Source organism: Shimia isoporae, from assembly GCF_004346865.1.
In the GTDB taxonomy this organism is placed as follows: Bacteria; Pseudomonadota; Alphaproteobacteria; order Rhodobacterales; family Rhodobacteraceae; genus Shimia; species Shimia isoporae.
Window position 1 is genome coordinate 137,359 of the sequence record NZ_SMGR01000005.1, and the last position, 15,358, is coordinate 152,716.

Sequence of the window (15,358 nt, forward strand, 5' to 3'; positions counted from 1 at the left end):
AAGGGTGTGCCTTGCTGCGCCCCCTTTCGCAATCCCCCAAATTTCGCTAAGGCACAGCCATGACCCGCAAGCCCACAAAACCCAGCGCCGCAGCCATGACTCGGAAACCAGTCGCCCGCAAAACCGCGAAGGCTCCTGATAAGACTCCGCCGCAAGCCAAAGACAGCCCCCCCGAGGGCGATCGCATTGCCAAAGTTCTTGCCCGCGCCGGTGTCGCATCGCGCCGCGAAGCTGAGCGCATGATCGAAGCCGGTCGCGTTACGGTGAACGGAAAAACGATCGACAGCCCTGCGCTGAACGTGACCGCTCGCGCACGCATAACCGTGGATGGCAAACCCGTTGGTGAGCCTGACCCTGAACGCATCTGGCTGTATCACAAGCCTGCAGGTCTGGTCACGACAAACCGGGATGAGAAAGGGCGCGCGACGATCTTTGACAAACTGCCACCGGATTTGCCGCGGGTGATGACCGTTGGTCGTCTCGACTTGAATTCAGAAGGCCTTCTGCTGCTAACAAATGATGGCGGCCTCAAGAGGAAGCTGGAACTGCCATCCACGGGGTGGCTGCGAAAATATCGCGTTCGTATAAATGGTCGCCCCACAGAAGATACCTTCACGCCCCTGCGAAAAGGCATCGAAATTGATGGCGAGAAATTTCAGCCGATGGAGATCTCTCTTGATCGCCAACAAGGCGCCAACGCGTGGGCTACAGTCGGCCTGAGAGAAGGTAAAAACCGCGAAATCCGTCGCGCGATGGAGGCGATTGGCTTGACGGTGAACCGCCTGATCCGCGTCAGCTACGGCCCTTTTCAGCTCGGCAATCTCAAGCCGGGAGAAGTCGAAGAACTGCGCCGTAGAGTTGTGCGTGATCAGCTTGGACTTGATGGGGCTGTGCCGCCCGAAACGCGCCGCAAGCCCGCTCGACGCCGAAAATAGCCTGCTGACAAAGGGCCGAATCCTTGCCCCTTCAGCAAGGGGGAATTATCTGCGCGTTTTTCATTTTTTTGTCTCCCACCATGCGTTATTGAGCGAAAAAACGCATGAAAAACAACGGGGACGCGTGTAATGGCCGATCTACTGACTTTGGAAAACCTGACCGACTTGCTGATGCTTTGCTTCCTGCAAGCCGTGTTGGGTTTTGACAATCTTCTATACATTTCGATCGAAAGCCAACGTGCCCCAGCAAACCAGCAAAAAGCTGTTCGTTTTTGGGGTATCATCATCGCTGTGGCTCTGCGCGTGGTTCTCCTGTTCGCAATGATCCAGCTGATTGACGCAATGGCGGAGCCTTTCCATATTTTTGCCGAAGGCGGCTGGATCGAAGGTGGTATAAACTTCGCGACCTGTATTTTCATCATCGGCGGGGTGTTCCTGATGTACACGGCGGTCAAGGAAATCAGCCACATGCTGGCAATCGAACACCTGGAAAAAGATGTGGACAAAAAAGGCCGCAAATCAGCCGTTCAGGTGGTGCTTCTGATTGTTGCCATGAACCTCATTTTCTCCTTCGACTCGGTACTTTCTGCTCTCGCGATTACCGACGTCTTCCCGATTTTGGCCACAGCCATTTTGTTGTCAGGCGCGGCAATGTTGCTGCTCGCTGACGGCGTCACCGAATTTCTCAAAAAGAACCGCATGTACGAGGTGCTCGGTCTGTTTATCCTACTGATCGTTGGCGTTGTTCTGCTCGGTGAAGCCGGACAGGCAGCAGCCCATGCAATGCACGACCCGTCTCTCGCATTGAAGTTTTTCGGGTACGAAGTTGTGCCGATGTCCAAAACCACTTTCTATTTTTCGGTGGCGGTCCTGTTTATCGTGGAAATCCTGCAATCAGGCTATGCTCGGAAACTCGCGGCAGAACGTGCTGCCGAACAAAATAGCGACAATCACTGAGGTGAATGCGGGAATCTTCCCCCTAGCCACGGGGCTGCGGAGTTCCTAGATTTCATCAGGGTTGGAAGGGACTTGTATTGCCATGTCTGAAAGTGGATTGCAGAAACTTTCGTTTTTTCTGCTTGTCATCCTCATCCTCTATGTGACTGTCACAGGAGGCTCGTGATGGCGCAGAAATTTGGTGGAAAATACAGTCCCGGCGGACAATCCGGCGAAGCACCTCAAGCGGAAGCTTTTCGGGATGCTCGCAGGTCCCGCGCTGGCGGACGGGTGAACCTGTTATTTATCGCTCCACTGCCCTTAATCTGGAAGGCGTTCACCTCCGAGCCGATTGTGATGGCGCAATACCTCTGTGCGCTTGTGGTGCTGGTTATGGCGGCGTGGATGACGCGTGCCGGTCAGGAGGCACATGACGCTTACGACGCACGCAAAGTCGCTCGGCGCCCGACGCTTCCGCGCAAAATCCTTGGTTCGCTGCTCACGGCCGGCGGCCTCGCGCTCGCTGGTTTTGCAGGTCATGGCGCATTTGAAGCCCTCATCTTCGCGATACTTGGCTTTGGCTTGCACCTGTTTGCTTTTGGACCGGACCCGTTGCGCGACAAAGGAATGGAAGGGGTTGACCTGCATCAGACTGACCGTGTTGCTCGCGCCGTAGACGAGGCTGAGGAGCACCTGCGAGCGATGTCTGATGCAATAAGTCGTGCAGGCGACCGCACCCTTGAAGGCCGCGTGGAGCGCTTCCAGCAAGCTGCCCGCGCACTCTTCAGAACAGTTGAGAACGATCCGCGAGACCTTAGCTCCGCGCGTCGTTATTTGGGCGTCTATTTGCTCGGCGCAAAGGACGCGACGGTTAAGTTTGCCGACCTTTATAGCCGCACCCGTAATCTGGAGGCGCGCGTTGAGTACGAAGCGCTTCTGGATGACCTCGAAGAGAATTTCGCCGCCCGCAATCAGAAGCTGCTTCTTGATGATAAGAGCGATTTGAATATCGAAATCGACGTTCTGCGCGAACGTCTTGCGCGCGAGGGCGTGCGCCACAACTGACAGAAAACTCCAGCGGAGAGGGACCTCAATGTCTGAACAAGTCCAGAAAAAGGCACAAGCCATAGAAATAGAACTTAAAGAATTGGAAGCCGTCGAATTGGTTGAGCCCACCGAGGCCAACGCCATTGTTCCGCTCGCGGACGCCGACGCACCAACTTCGGACGAGATCACCAAACGCATGGCCGAGCTGGACATGAGCGATACCAACTCGATCGTGTCGTTTGGTTCCGCCGCTCAATCCGAATTGCAGACCATTTCGCAAGCCATGCTGCAGGATGTACGCAACAAGGATGTTGGACCGGCCGGTGACAGTCTCCGCAATATCGTGACGACCATTCGCGGTTTCTCTGTGTCAGAACTCGACGTGAGACGTGAACGCACTTTTTGGGAAAAACTGTTGGGACGTGCCGCGCCCTTTGCGCAATTCACTGCAAAATTCGAAGAAGTGCAGGACCAGATCGACAAAGTCACAGACGATCTTCTGGGGCATGAGCACAAGCTCTTGAAAGACATCAAGTCGCTTGACGTTCTGTACGAAAAAACGCTCGCATTTTATGATGAACTCGCGCTCTACATTGCCGCTGGCGAAGCGAAAATCGAGGAACTGGACAGCGCAACCATTCCAGCAAAGGAAGCCGAAGTTCAGGCTGCGGACGAGAACGATCAAGTAATGAAGGCACAGGAACTGCGTGACCTTCGCGCCGCTCGGGATGATCTTGAACGCCGCGTGCATGATCTCAAACTGACCCGTCAGGTGACAATGCAATCCCTACCATCGATCCGACTGGTTCAGGAAAACGACAAGTCTTTGGTTACCAAAATAAACTCAACGCTGGTCAACACCGTTCCTCTTTGGGAAACCCAGCTTGCCCAAGCTGTCACCATTCAGCGATCAGCCGAAGCCGCTGCTGCTGTTCGCGACGCGAACGATCTCACGAACGAGTTGCTGACCGCCAATGCAAAGAACCTGCGTGAAACAAACAAGGTCGTGCGTGAGGAAATGGAGCGCGGCGTTTTTGACATCGAAGCGGTGAAACAGGCCAATGCTGACCTGATTGCGACCATCAATGAATCGCTGCAGATCGCAGACGAAGGCAAAGCCAAGCGCGCTGCGGCCGAAGAAGACATGAAGAAGATGGAAGCCGAACTGCGTGACACTTTGGCAGCAGCCAAAGCGCGCAAAACTGGCTTAGGTGACACTGCCTCAACTTCTGTTCCAGACGCGTGATCTCGCCTCGCACCATAGCAAAGACCCTCTCGCTGGCGGCTCTCGTCGCCTGCGACGCCATCGACACGAGCGGAACCACGCGCCCGGAACCGTCTGCACCCTCGACAGAGACTGTTTCCGAGGCCAGCCAGTCCCTCCGCAACTACTATGTCCACGTCCAACAAGACCTGCAGGCCCGTGGCCTGTTGCGTATCGATGGTGGCGGCCCAGACACTCCATTCACGGCTGACATGCTGGCCCGCAATTTCGAGAGAATCGCGTTTTTTGAAGAGTACGCCCGCGATTCAGGCTTTAGCCGCAAAGGTCAGGCCTCAGATCTGAGACGTTGGGACAAACCCGTCCGGGTCAGTCTGGAGTTCGGTCCCTCCGTGAGCGAAGTTAACAAGGCTAAGGACAGGGAAACCTTGAATTCTCTTGTCCCGCGCTTAGCCAAAGCGACCGGCCATAAAATCAGCCAGAGCGCTGCCCGCGCGAACTTCCATGTGCTTGTGATGGGCTATGATGACCGGGATGCGTTAGAGACCCGCGTCGCGCAACTGCTACCCAATGCCTCGACCACGACGCGCAATCTGTTTCTGAACCTTCCGCGCGACCTCTATTGTTTCGTCGTAGCATTCCCGGACGCCGAAAACAGCAGCACGTATGGCAAAGCGGTCGCATTTGTCCGCGCGGAACACCCCGATCTTCTCCGCAAATCATGCTTCCACGAAGAAGTCGCGCAGGGGCTAGGACTGGCAAACGATAGCCCATCCGCGCGTCCCTCGATTTTCAACGATGACGACGAATTTGCCTTGCTGACAACGCACGACGAAATGCTTCTTAGCATGCTTTACGATGCGCGACTCTCCCCCGGCATGACCGTGGACGAGGCTCGTCCCATCATTTACATCTTGGCCCGCGAACAGACCGGCCGCATTTACTGATCCATTCTCCAAAGGAGCCACAAAATGGGTATCTTCGACTTTCTCACCGGTGAATTCATCGACGTCATTCATTGGGTAGATGACACACGCGACACGCTGGTTTGGCGGTTTGAACGCGAAGGGCATGAAATCAAGTATGGTGCGAAACTGACCGTGCGCGAGGGCCAGGCGGCTGTCTTTGTGCATGAAGGTCAACTGGCGGACGTGTTCACGCCTGGTCTCTACATGCTCGAGACCAACAACATGCCGATAATGACGACGCTGCAACACTGGGATCACGGCTTTCAAAGTCCCTTCAAATCCGAGATCTACTTCGTCAACACAACCCGTTTCGCCGATCTGAAATGGGGTACCAAGAACCCAATCATGGCGCGTGATCCCGAGTTTGGGCCAGTCCGCCTTCGTGCCTACGGCACCTATGCCATTCGTGTCGTCGATCCGGCGCGGTTCCTGACCGAGATTGTCGGTACTGACGGCGAATTCACTATGGATGAAATCAGTTTCCAGATTCGCAACATCATCGTGCAGGAATTCTCGCGTGTGATCGCAGGATCGGGCATTCCGGTTCTGGACATGGCGGCGAATACCTCTGACTTGGGGAAACTGGTTGCCGCGGAAATCTCAGGCACAATCGCCGAATATGGCCTGGCGATCCCCGAGCTCTACATCGAAAACATCTCCTTGCCGCCCGCGGTAGAGGAAGCCATGGACAAGCGCACCTCAATGGGCATCGTCGGCGATTTGGGAAAATACACTCAATTCTCCGCCGCTGAAGCAATGACGGCGGCGGCGCAAACGCCGAATTCCGGCATGGGCGCAGGTCTTGGCATGGGAATGGGGATGGCCATGGCCCAACAAATGGCGAACCAGACTGCTCAGCCTCAACCCGGCCCCTGGGGTGCCGCGCCAGCCGCCGCGCCTGCGCCACAGGCTGCTACGGCACCGCCCCCTCCGCCGCCGGTCGAACACGTTTGGCACATCGCCGAAAGCGGACAAACCAAGGGTCCCTTTTCAAAGGCTGCCTTGGGTCGCATGGCAACAGCGGGAGAAATCACGCGTAAAACTCATGTCTGGACCGCAGGTCAAGACGGTTGGAAACACGCCGAAGACGTCGCCGAATTGGCGCAGCTTTTTACTGTTTTGCCGCCGCCTCCGCCCGGCGCGTAATGCCATCTCTCGGCATCGCTTCCAGGCGATAATTGTTGCATTGAGACCAGCTATTCGGACGCAAAATCTATGACCGACATACCGCCTCCCGCACCAAAGGAAACAACCCGTTTTCCATGCCCCAATTGCGGTGCCGACTATCGCTTCGCCCCGAACCAGGGAAAACTTGTTTGCGACCACTGTGGCCACGAAGAATCCACCGAACAAGGTGATCGGGCAACAGCTATTGCAGAGCTGGACTTCAGGGCGGCGCTCGCGGAACAACTGCCGGCGGCTGAAATGATCGAAACCCGCGCCAGCACATGTCCAAACTGCGCGGCGCACGTTGTTTTTGACGGGGATACGCACGCAACCGAATGCCCCTTTTGCGCGACACCTGTCGTGGTGGACACCGGGACACATCGCCAGATCAAACCTCGAGCCGTGCTCCCTTTTCAGTTTGCAGAGCGCGCAGCGCATGACGCCATGAACTCTTGGCTTGGAAAGCTTTGGTTCGCGCCCAATGGACTTTCGGAATACGCCCGCAAGGGTCGCAAAATGGACGGTGTTTATGTGCCATTTTGGACTTACGATGCCGACACAAAATCCTCCTACAACGGTGAAAGAGGAACCGTCTATTACGTCACCGAAACCGTGATGCGCGACGGCAAACCAGAGCAGCGCCAAGTTCAAAAGATACGGTGGACGCCCGCATCAGGACGCGTGAAACGATGGTTTGATGATATTCTCGTTCTGGGTTCACGCGCTTTACCCAAGCGCTATACCGACGCGCTTCACCCCTGGGATCTCTCCAAACTCGAACCTTATTCTCCAGAGTATCTCGCTGGATTTCAGGCCGAGGGTTATTCGTTGGAACTACAGGACGGTTATGAAGAAGCCCGCGCGCACATGGATGCGGTCATTCGTCGTGATGTGGCTTTCGATATCGGCGGTGATCGCCAGCGCATCCACAACATCTCTACGGCCGTGAGTGACGTGACCTTCAAGCACATCTTGTTGCCAGTCTGGATGGCGGCCTACAAATACCGTGGCAAAACATACCGTTTTGTCGTGAACGGGCAAACTGGGCGGGTCCAGGGAGAGCGACCCTACTCTTCGATCAAGATTGCTATTGCAGCTTTGGTCGCTCTGCTTGTCGCTGCAGGAATTGGGTATATCATCGCCCAAAACCAATAGTGAACGGGACACTGGCAATGACAGCACATGCCGCCCTGCAAGAGCTGCTTAGCAGCCGACATTCATGTCGCGCATTTCAGAAAAATCAAGTGCCGCAAGGCACCATCTCTCAAGTCCTGATTGACGCCGGTCGCGCTCCGTCATGGTGCAACGCACAGCCTTGGAAAGTGATAGTCACTTCAGGGGCCGAAACCGAAGCTTTTCGGGCAGTCATGGCTGATGCATTCGACAGCGGCACCCCCGGACCTGATTTCCCGTTCCCAAGCACCTACACCGGAGCGCACCAGCAACGGCGTCGGACTTGCGGAATGCAACTCTATGAAGCAGTCGGCATTGGTCGAGGAGACAGAGAGGCTCGCGCCTCTCAAATGCGCGAAAACTACTTATTTTTTGGCGCGCCTCATGTGGCCGTAATCACCTGCCCTGCGGAACTTGGACCGTACGGCGTACTGGACTGCGGCGGTTTCATCACTGCGTTTTGTCTTTCTGCACAAGCGCAAGGGCTCGGTACCGTCCCACAGGCCGCATTGTCGCTGTATTCCGGTGTAATCCGGGAGCACTTTGACTTGCCAGAAGACCGGAAAGTTCTAGCGGCCATTTCGTTCGGGTTTCCTGAGGCTGAAGCGCCGATAAACCAATTCCGCACCGATCGTGCTGAGCTGGATGAATTCGTGGAGTGGAAGGGTTAGGCAGTCGACTACCCCAAACCTCCGACCACACGCGCTTTGACAACTCCGGCTTTGACAAAGCTCTTCGCAGTAGCATGAACGCTTTCACTGCGGTCGCGCCCCGCAATCCTCCTTTTGCGTAGCCAGAAGAACTTTCCCCAACGGCGCCATGTGCCGAGCATTGGACCGGTTGCATCGCACTCAAAGCGCGTCTTCCATGCCGTAGGCAGTTCTACGCCACAATCCTCCAAATGCCCCAACATCCAGACCAACGGTATATTGCCCAAAGGTCGGGCTGGCTCAAAGCCATGCAATTGCCCTCCGACATCACCATGTGCTCCACGAAACCAGACTTGTTCGACACGACCGTCCCACATATCAGGGCATTCCCACATTTCTGGCATAAAAACAGACCGTGTTTCGTCCAGCGCCAACGCTTGGAACCCATGCTTCACGACAGGGCTTAGGTGATGGTTGTGGAATGCATGACGTTTCTCCGTGACCCGCCATAGAAGCGGAAGGCGGGCGCCCAGCGCTTTTACGGTGTCCCACACACCCACCATTTCGATGCTGACGTCTTCATGGCAATGCGCTTTTGCGAACGTTTTCGCGGCTTCGCTCTCGGGCGTCAGCTCATAGTGACGATAAGCTGTCCTGATATTCCGTTCCGTGGCGCAATCCGCTCGCAGCAATCCAACTCGGTCTATCACACCGGCCAGTGACCGAACCGCAAACGCTCCCCGCGAATAGCCCATCAGAATGATGCGATCGCCCACACGAAACCGGCTTGCAAGATACCCGTAAGCTCGACGGATTTGCCTGTTGATCCCGCGCCCCATCAGAACATCAAGCGTTTGCCGCCATCCCGGCCACTGCACACCAGCCTCGTAGTACAAAGACACTTGTGGTCCGGCTTCCTGAAGCAGGCGGTAAGTCAAGCCAGCATTGGTCTCTTCGCCCTGCCTCAAACTCGACAGCGTACCGTCGAGAATAATAACATGAGTGACAGGACCGCGACGCGCGGACACTTTGGAATGGTCTTCTTTAGGGCCGCCCCGCAGCCAGTTCCAGAGACTTTTATGCAGCGTCCGTAGCGGCATCCTGCAGCATTTCCCAAACTCTCAAGGGCGTAAAGGGCATATCCGCCTGACGTACACCACGCTCCCACAGGGCGTCTTGGACAGCATTAGCCACGGCCGCCATTGCCCCGACTGTACCGGCCTCGCCGCAGCCTTTCATCCCCATGATATTGGCAGTCGAAGGGATGGCCTCGGTTGTGAAACCAATCATTGGCATGTCACTCGCCCTTGGCATTGCGTAGTCCATGAACGTCGCCGTCAGCAACTGTCCGTCTTCATCAAAAACGACGTGCTCCATCAACGCCTGTCCCGCGCCTTGTGCTACGCCGCCGTGCACCTGGCCTTCCGCAAGCATCGGGTTGATTAAGTTACCAAAATCGTCAACCACATTATACCGATCCATCGTCACTTGCCCCGTCTCGGGGTCAACCTCGACTTCTGCAAAGTGGGCGCCGTTCGGGAAACTTCGAGCAGGCAATGTGGTCCGTTCTTCATGGGTTAGCAAATCCGTACGCCCATCAGATCGCGCCATTTCGGCCGCTTCTAGGAACGTGGGATGCAGGTTGGATCCCTCGGCCCGGAATTGCTCATCATCAAAACTGACGTCGGTCGCATCCACACCCATCTTATCGGCCAGATAAGGGGTAAACGCCTTGATCATTGTTTGCACAGTCGCAAGTGTCGCTGTGTTCTGTACCGTGACCGACCGAGAGCCACCGGTGCCACCGCCTTGTTTGATCCGATCACTATCGCCCTGCACCACTTCTATCATTTCCACAGGAATACCTGTCTGGTCACTCAGGAATTGGGCGTAAACTGTTTCGTGTCCCTGCCCGTTTGACTGGGTACCAACAAAAATCGAAACGGTCCCGTCTTCGTTGAATTCTACTTTCGCGCTTTCGCTAGGATCGCCGAGGATTGACTCGATATAGTAACACAAGCCGACGCCGCGCAGTTTGCCGTTAGCCTCGGACCGTTTCTTTCGCGTCTCAAACCCTGCCAGGTCAGCAAATTCCTCGGCCCGGTCGAGCACCCGTTCGAAATCGCCAACATCGTAAGTTTCGTCAGTTGTCGTTTTGTAAGGGAAAGCGGCTTTCGGTATGAAATTACGCCGGCGTAGCTCGGTGCCAGAAATGCCAAATTCTCTGGCAGCGCGGTCCATCAGCCTTTCAAGAACATAAATAGCCTCAGGCCTCCCCGCTCCGCGGTATGCGTCTACCGGCGTCGAGTTAGTATAAACGCCATCGACTTGAAGCCAGGTCGTCTGAACGTCGTAAACTCCCATCAATACGCGGCTGAACAGCTGCGTTTGGATGGCTTGCGCAAATTGAGAGTTGTAAGCCCCCATGTTGGCAACGGATAGAACGCGGTATGCTGTTGCCTTCAGGTTTTCGTCGAAAGCCATCTCAACCGTCGACGTCAAATCACGGCCCGCATTGTCCGACAGCATAGATTCCGTTCTATCAGCGATCCAGCGTACCGGCTTTCCGGCGACTTTGGCTGCATGGGCCACCACACCAGGCTCATTGTACATCATAGCCTTCATGCCAAACCCACCACCGGTGTCCGGATTGGTGATCCGAACCATTTCGGCGTCTATATCGAGCATCCTCGCAATCTGGGCTTTTGGTCCCCAGACACCCTGACCATTTATTGCAACATGGACGCGACCATCCTCGCCCCATTCGGCAAATGCGCCGCGAGGCTCCATGGCGTTGACGATGATACGATTGTCTCCGACCTCCAGACTTACAACGTGGGCCGCTTTCGCAAAGGCAGCCTGAGTCGCAGCCTCGTCCCCCATACCCCAATCAAAGGCAAGATTCTCCGGAGCTTCATCATGAAGCTGCTCTCCACCGCGCGCGAGGGCAACATGCGCGTCGAGATCATCGTAGTCGAACATGATCATCTCGGCGGCATCACGTGCTTGATCCAGAGAATCCGCCACCACGACCGCAATAGGTTCACCCACATAACGCACGCGGCCAGAGGCCAGCAATGGGCGCTCCGGACCGGCGCCCTTAGAGCCATCGCGATTGTCGACCCGAGTGCCTTCCAACGTGGCGTCCATGCCTGCCGCCAGCAAGTCTTGTTGAGTGAGCACAACCGCCACACCATCGGCTTCTCGCGCGTCAGCGACATCGAGTTCCGTTATGACTGCGTGCGCCACCGGTGAACGTAAAAAATAGGCGAACAGGGCACCTTCCGGCGCAATATCATCAACATATTGACCCTTGCCGGTTAGGAACCGCGTGTCTTCAAACCGTTTTACTGGCTGGCTTTTTCCAAATTTTTCCATGGCTGGCTCTCCCCGCGCGCGCTTACGCTAGGGACAGTAGCGCCAACAATTCCGGTGTCCAGTGCCGTTCCTGATCACAACGTCGCAACAGTTACAATCTCTTGCCGGCCGTACCCGTTGAAACCGGTTGAAATCGACGCCGTGTACGCGCCCATGGCTCGGAAAAGTAGATAATCCTCTTCCTGCAGGCTTTCAGGTAATGACATTGGATCCGGCAAACGATCGAGGCTGTCACACGTCGGTCCAAATATCACGCGGGGCGTTTCGCGCCCCACGATCTGTTCACCCCCCCGACAAACGGAAACTCGATCCGGAAGGCCAATGTCTCGAAATTCGGTTAAGGCGCCGTAGGCGCCGTCATTGAGAAACACAGCTTCACCCCGCACCGCCTTTACCCGCAAAGCCAAAGTGAAGGATTCAGCTACCATCGCGCGACCCGGTTCACATACCAAGCCCGGGGCTTCGCTTCCAAATACCTTTCGTGTTTCGTGCGATATTCTTTCAAAGATCGCATCCAAGTCGGGTTCAGGTCCGCTCCGATGCGCCGCAAAACCGCCACCAACATTCAATCTTCTCAGGGTAATCCCAGCTTTTTGCGCAACCTTTGCAGCTACCGTGATGTAGACGGCCCAAGCCTCTGGATCGACGCATTGCGTTCCGGGGTGAAAAGTGATCGATGTTGCGAACCCCATTTGCTCAGCCGCTTGCAAAAGACAGACAGCTTCTTCGGGATCTGCACCGAATTTCTCCCCGAAGTCATAGGCGGCACCTGTAACAGGCAAACGCAAACGGATTGCGATCTCCGTTCCCTCCCGTGGCACATCTTTGAGTTTTGCCAATTCCTTATGACAATCAACTGACCAGCTTGCGATCCCATGGCCGACGGCTTCCGCGATCTCAGCTCTGGACCTTACAGGATTGTGGTAGTGCAGCACGGCATCGGATTTCGCGCGACGGACACGAGCCATTTCCAACGGCGAGGCCACGTCAAATGCGCCGATACCCGCGCTCACCAGATTATGTAGCACTACATCATGGTCGTTCGCCTTGACCGCGTATGTGACGAGGCCGTCGAACCCTTCCAAAAATCTTCGTGCCGTGGATTGCAAAATTTCAGGCGCAAAATACAAAACCGGCGTGTCCGGCTGAAACTTCGGCAAATGCCAATGGGGCGACGGCCACAAAGCCGGTTGGTTACGCATATCCTGCCTCTCCAGTTTTTTTTCCAGATTGGGCGGAATTTCAGTCGATTTCACCGAGCGAATTGGTAAATTCGCACAACAATAACGGCAAAATGACGACCAAAAAATGCAACTTGACGAAACCGACCACAAACTACTTGGGCTACTGTCAGAAAATGCACGCGAACCCGTTGCGACATTGGCTCGAAAACTCAATCTTGCGAGAACGACCGTTCAAGCACGCCTTGATCGCCTCGAAAACTCCGGTGCCATCGCGGCATACACAGTCCAACTCGGAGAAATTGCCCGCCCGCGATTGCGTGCCACTGCGTTGATTTCGATTGAGGTGCGTGCCGGCCCGTCGGTTCTTCAGAAGCTCAAAACGCTTCCGGCTGTGGAAACTGTTCACACGTGTTCAGGTCGCTTTGACCTGATCGTTCAACTGGCCGCCGATAGCACAGCGGAACTTGACGATACTTTGGACAGCATCGGCGAAGCCAAGGGGGTCAATAGTTCCGAAAGCTTGATTCACCTTTCGACCCGCCTGAGCCGCACCCGTACTTAATTTCGCTTTGGCTCTTGGGGTCGACATGCAAAGTTGAGCCCGAAAACCATTCGGGGAACAACAATGTCCGCATTTTTAACCAACGAAGAGATGACCGGCACCTGGTTGGGACGGGTGTGGCGCCCCGAGTTTGAAGGCCCTAGCGTCGTAACTCTGCGGGATGGCGAGGTTTTCGACATCACCGCCAAGGCTGCACCGACGGTCCGCGACATTTGCGAATTGCCGTCGCCCTCAGCCTATGTTCAGACAGCCAAGGGAAACTCCATCGGAACGCTCGAAACGCTTTCCGCAGCCCCATCTTCGACAGATGCCGCGCATTTTCTGGCCCCCTGTGATTTACAAGCCATCAAGGCTTGCGGCGTCACATTCGCCCGATCAATGGTGGAACGGGTCATCGAGGAGCGGGCCAGTGGTGATCCACAAGCAGCCGAAGCCATACGCGCCCGTGTGGGTGCAGTCATTGGCGACAGCCTACGCAACCTACGCGCAGGTAGCCCCGAAGCGGAGAAAGTCAAACAAGCTCTGATCTCGGAAGGATTATGGTCCCAATACCTTGAAGTCGGCATTGGACCGGACGCAGAGGTCTTTTCGAAAGCTCAATCACTATCGGCCGTTGGTCACAATGCCCAAATCGGTCTTCATCCGATCTCGACTTGGAACAATCCTGAACCGGAAGTCGTTCTGGCTGTTTCGTCAAACGGACAGATTGTCGGTGCAACGCTTGGCAACGACGTGAACCTCCGCGACGTCGAAGGCCGATCTGCACTCCTACTGTCAAAGGCCAAAGACAACAACGCCTCCGCTGCAATAGGCCCGATGATCAGGCTGTTTGACGACAGTTTCTCTCTGGACGACCTGCGAAAAACGGACATCGCCCTGCGTGTGGACGGGCCGGATGGCTTCACATTGCATGGTCAGTCCACTATGCGCGAAATTAGCCGTGACCCTCTGGATCTGGTGCGGCAAACCATTGGTCGCCATCACCAATATCCCGATGGTCTGATGCTCTATCTCGGTACACTTTTTGCGCCGACCGAGGACCGTGATGTTCCCGGCGAAGGCTTCACGCACAAAATCGGAGATGTGGTGACAATTTCAGCAAAAGGCTTAGGAACCCTACAAAACACCGTACAGCTTTCTACCGAGTGTCCGGAATGGACGTTTGGTGCAAGTCACCTCATGCGCAATCTGGCGCAGCGGGACCTCCTCTAATCCCACCCTTGTTGGCGTACCCATTCTAAAAGCCAGTCTCGAAAGCGGCGAGCCGGTGGACGCAATGCTCTTAGATCGTCATACACGAGGTGATAAGTTTGCGACCCGCGGACTCTTGCTCCGTCCAGACAAGTAACCAACCCGGCGCCACGCATTTCCGCATCAGAGGCAGGCGCTCGCGCCAATGCAATCCCCCGACCTGCGCGTGCCATCGCCATCGCCATCACAGTACTGTCAGCGTAAACCATTTTCCCCGCTCCCGGCATGACTTTGACCTCCTCGAGCATCTGGCGCCAGCCGCTGCGATGAGTGCCTACTTCGATCAGCGGCCAATCAAGCAAATCTCCCGGTTGAGAAATTTTGTCCGCGATTTCAGGGGCAGCCACAGGAAAAAGCCACTCCCCCATGATCCGGTCACTTTCCGCTCCATAGGCATGGGGATTGCCAAAGATGATTTTGAGATCCGAAAAACCTTGCTGGAAGTCCACTGCCGAATTGCCGGTGCTGAGAACTACGGAAAGCCCCGGGTGAGCCGCTTCAAATTCGGGCAGTCCTCTTGAAAGTACTCCGTGTGCAAAAATAAGAACGCAATGCACGTACAAACCTTGTTCCCGCGACTTGCCAAACAACCCTTCCGTCGCTTCCTCTAGTGTCATCAGCGACTGCTGCACGGGCGCAAGATATGCGCGACCCGCCTCCGTCAGTTTCACCGAATGGGCTTGCCTTACAAACAGCGGTGCCCCCAAGCGCTCCTCAAGGCTTTTGACCTGCTGACTCACAGCCGCCGCCGACATGTTCAGCTGCTCAGCGGCCCGCGCGAAACTCTCGGTGCGGGCGGCGGCCTCAAAAACCTTAAGCCAGTTTAGGGATGGGATGCGTCCTGCCATGCCGCACAGCATAAGTATAACTTAGCCTGCCGGTCCA

At 55.7% G+C, this 15,358-nt stretch carries 14 protein-coding genes; 10 read left to right on the top strand and 4 right to left on the bottom strand.

What is annotated here, in order from left to right:
* The first annotated feature begins 95 nt into the window (after window positions 1-95).
* From BXY66_RS19005 to BXY66_RS19040, 8 genes are all read left to right on the top strand, one after another.
* On the top strand, window positions 96-935 hold the full coding sequence (locus BXY66_RS19005) for a pseudouridine synthase (RefSeq protein ID WP_132862089.1): 840 nt from the start codon (window positions 96-98) through the stop codon (window positions 933-935).
* 129 nt (window positions 936-1,064) lie between these two features.
* Window positions 1,065-1,892: a TerC family protein gene (locus tag BXY66_RS19010; protein WP_132861994.1), complete on the top strand. Its 828-nt coding sequence runs from the start codon at window positions 1,065-1,067 to the stop codon at window positions 1,890-1,892.
* A gap of 165 nt (window positions 1,893-2,057) precedes the next feature.
* Complete coding sequence (locus BXY66_RS19015) at window positions 2,058-2,936, top strand: 5-bromo-4-chloroindolyl phosphate hydrolysis family protein (RefSeq protein ID WP_132861995.1); 879 nt, start codon at window positions 2,058-2,060, stop codon at window positions 2,934-2,936.
* A 28-nt stretch (window positions 2,937-2,964) separates the two neighbouring features.
* A complete protein-coding gene (locus BXY66_RS19020; RefSeq protein ID WP_132861996.1) occupies window positions 2,965-4,164 on the top strand; it encodes a toxic anion resistance protein in 1,200 nt (399 codons plus the stop codon).
* On the top strand, window positions 4,161-5,087 hold the full coding sequence (locus BXY66_RS19025; RefSeq protein WP_132861997.1) for a DUF2927 domain-containing protein: 927 nt from the start codon (window positions 4,161-4,163) through the stop codon (window positions 5,085-5,087). The genes BXY66_RS19020 and BXY66_RS19025 overlap by 4 nt, the downstream gene beginning before the upstream one ends.
* A 24-nt stretch (window positions 5,088-5,111) precedes the next feature.
* Window positions 5,112-6,254, top strand: coding sequence for an SPFH domain-containing protein (locus tag BXY66_RS19030; protein WP_132861998.1), 1,143 nt, complete (start codon window positions 5,112-5,114; stop codon window positions 6,252-6,254).
* 69 nt (window positions 6,255-6,323) lie between these two features.
* Window positions 6,324-7,430, top strand: coding sequence for a TFIIB-type zinc finger domain-containing protein (locus BXY66_RS19035; RefSeq protein WP_132861999.1), 1,107 nt, complete (start codon window positions 6,324-6,326; stop codon window positions 7,428-7,430).
* A gap of 17 nt (window positions 7,431-7,447) precedes the next feature.
* A complete protein-coding gene (locus BXY66_RS19040) occupies window positions 7,448-8,119 on the top strand; it encodes a nitroreductase (protein WP_132862000.1) in 672 nt (223 codons plus the stop codon).
* Window positions 8,120-8,127: 8 nt separating this feature from the next.
* Here the strand turns inward: BXY66_RS19040 and BXY66_RS19045 are convergent, their stop codons facing one another.
* The 3 genes from BXY66_RS19045 to BXY66_RS19055 all read right to left on the bottom strand — a co-directional run bounded on the left by BXY66_RS19045 (window position 8,128) and on the right by BXY66_RS19055 (window position 12,678).
* On the bottom strand, window positions 8,128-9,198 hold the full coding sequence (locus tag BXY66_RS19045) for a DUF2235 domain-containing protein (RefSeq protein ID WP_132862001.1): 1,071 nt from the start codon (window positions 9,196-9,198) through the stop codon (window positions 8,128-8,130).
* The gene (locus tag BXY66_RS19050; RefSeq protein WP_132862002.1) at window positions 9,176-11,476 is read right to left on the bottom strand and encodes a xanthine dehydrogenase family protein molybdopterin-binding subunit; all 2,301 of its coding nucleotides are present in this window, start codon (window positions 11,474-11,476) and stop codon (window positions 9,176-9,178) included. The genes BXY66_RS19045 and BXY66_RS19050 overlap by 23 nt, the downstream gene beginning before the upstream one ends.
* A 74-nt stretch (window positions 11,477-11,550) precedes the next feature.
* Window positions 11,551-12,678, bottom strand: a complete 1,128-nt coding sequence (locus BXY66_RS19055) for a type III PLP-dependent enzyme (protein ID WP_132862003.1) — start codon at window positions 12,676-12,678, stop codon at window positions 11,551-11,553.
* Between the two features lie 106 nt (window positions 12,679-12,784).
* Here BXY66_RS19055 and BXY66_RS19060 point away from each other — a divergent pair, with 106 nt between their 5' ends.
* Window positions 12,785-13,222, top strand: coding sequence for an Lrp/AsnC family transcriptional regulator (locus BXY66_RS19060; protein ID WP_132862004.1), 438 nt, complete (start codon window positions 12,785-12,787; stop codon window positions 13,220-13,222).
* A gap of 63 nt (window positions 13,223-13,285) precedes the next feature.
* A complete protein-coding gene (locus tag BXY66_RS19065) occupies window positions 13,286-14,434 on the top strand; it encodes a fumarylacetoacetate hydrolase family protein (RefSeq protein WP_207911351.1) in 1,149 nt (382 codons plus the stop codon).
* Here BXY66_RS19065 and BXY66_RS19070 read toward each other — a convergent pair.
* Window positions 14,431-15,321 (bottom strand): LysR substrate-binding domain-containing protein, encoded by an 891-nt coding sequence (locus BXY66_RS19070; protein WP_132862005.1) that lies wholly within the window; start codon window positions 15,319-15,321, stop codon window positions 14,431-14,433. The genes BXY66_RS19065 and BXY66_RS19070 overlap by 4 nt on opposite strands.
* Window positions 15,322-15,358 lie beyond the last annotated feature (37 nt).

Bases quoted from the DNA above. Each gene is read 5' to 3' on its own strand.
- BXY66_RS19035 (WP_132861999.1), top strand. From the start codon at position 6,324: ATGACCGACATACCGCCTCCCGCACCAAAGGAAACAACCCGTTTTCCA.
- BXY66_RS19040 (WP_132862000.1), top strand. From the start codon at position 7,448: ATGACAGCACATGCCGCCCTGCAAGAGCTGCTTAGCAGCCGACATTCA.
- BXY66_RS19020 (WP_132861996.1), top strand. From the start codon at position 2,965: ATGTCTGAACAAGTCCAGAAAAAGGCACAAGCCATAGAAATAGAACTT.
- BXY66_RS19055 (WP_132862003.1), bottom strand. From the start codon at position 12,678: ATGCGTAACCAACCGGCTTTGTGGCCGTCGCCCCATTGGCATTTGCCG.
- BXY66_RS19050 (WP_132862002.1), bottom strand. From the start codon at position 11,476: ATGGAAAAATTTGGAAAAAGCCAGCCAGTAAAACGGTTTGAAGACACG.
- BXY66_RS19030 (WP_132861998.1), top strand. From the start codon at position 5,112: ATGGGTATCTTCGACTTTCTCACCGGTGAATTCATCGACGTCATTCAT.
- BXY66_RS19015 (WP_132861995.1), top strand. From the start codon at position 2,058: ATGGCGCAGAAATTTGGTGGAAAATACAGTCCCGGCGGACAATCCGGC.
- BXY66_RS19010 (WP_132861994.1), top strand. From the start codon at position 1,065: ATGGCCGATCTACTGACTTTGGAAAACCTGACCGACTTGCTGATGCTT.
- BXY66_RS19005 (WP_132862089.1), top strand. From the start codon at position 96: ATGACTCGGAAACCAGTCGCCCGCAAAACCGCGAAGGCTCCTGATAAG.
- BXY66_RS19060 (WP_132862004.1), top strand. From the start codon at position 12,785: ATGCAACTTGACGAAACCGACCACAAACTACTTGGGCTACTGTCAGAA.
- BXY66_RS19070 (WP_132862005.1), bottom strand. From the start codon at position 15,321: ATGGCAGGACGCATCCCATCCCTAAACTGGCTTAAGGTTTTTGAGGCC.
- BXY66_RS19065 (WP_207911351.1), top strand. From the start codon at position 13,286: ATGTCCGCATTTTTAACCAACGAAGAGATGACCGGCACCTGGTTGGGA.
- BXY66_RS19045 (WP_132862001.1), bottom strand. From the start codon at position 9,198: ATGCCGCTACGGACGCTGCATAAAAGTCTCTGGAACTGGCTGCGGGGC.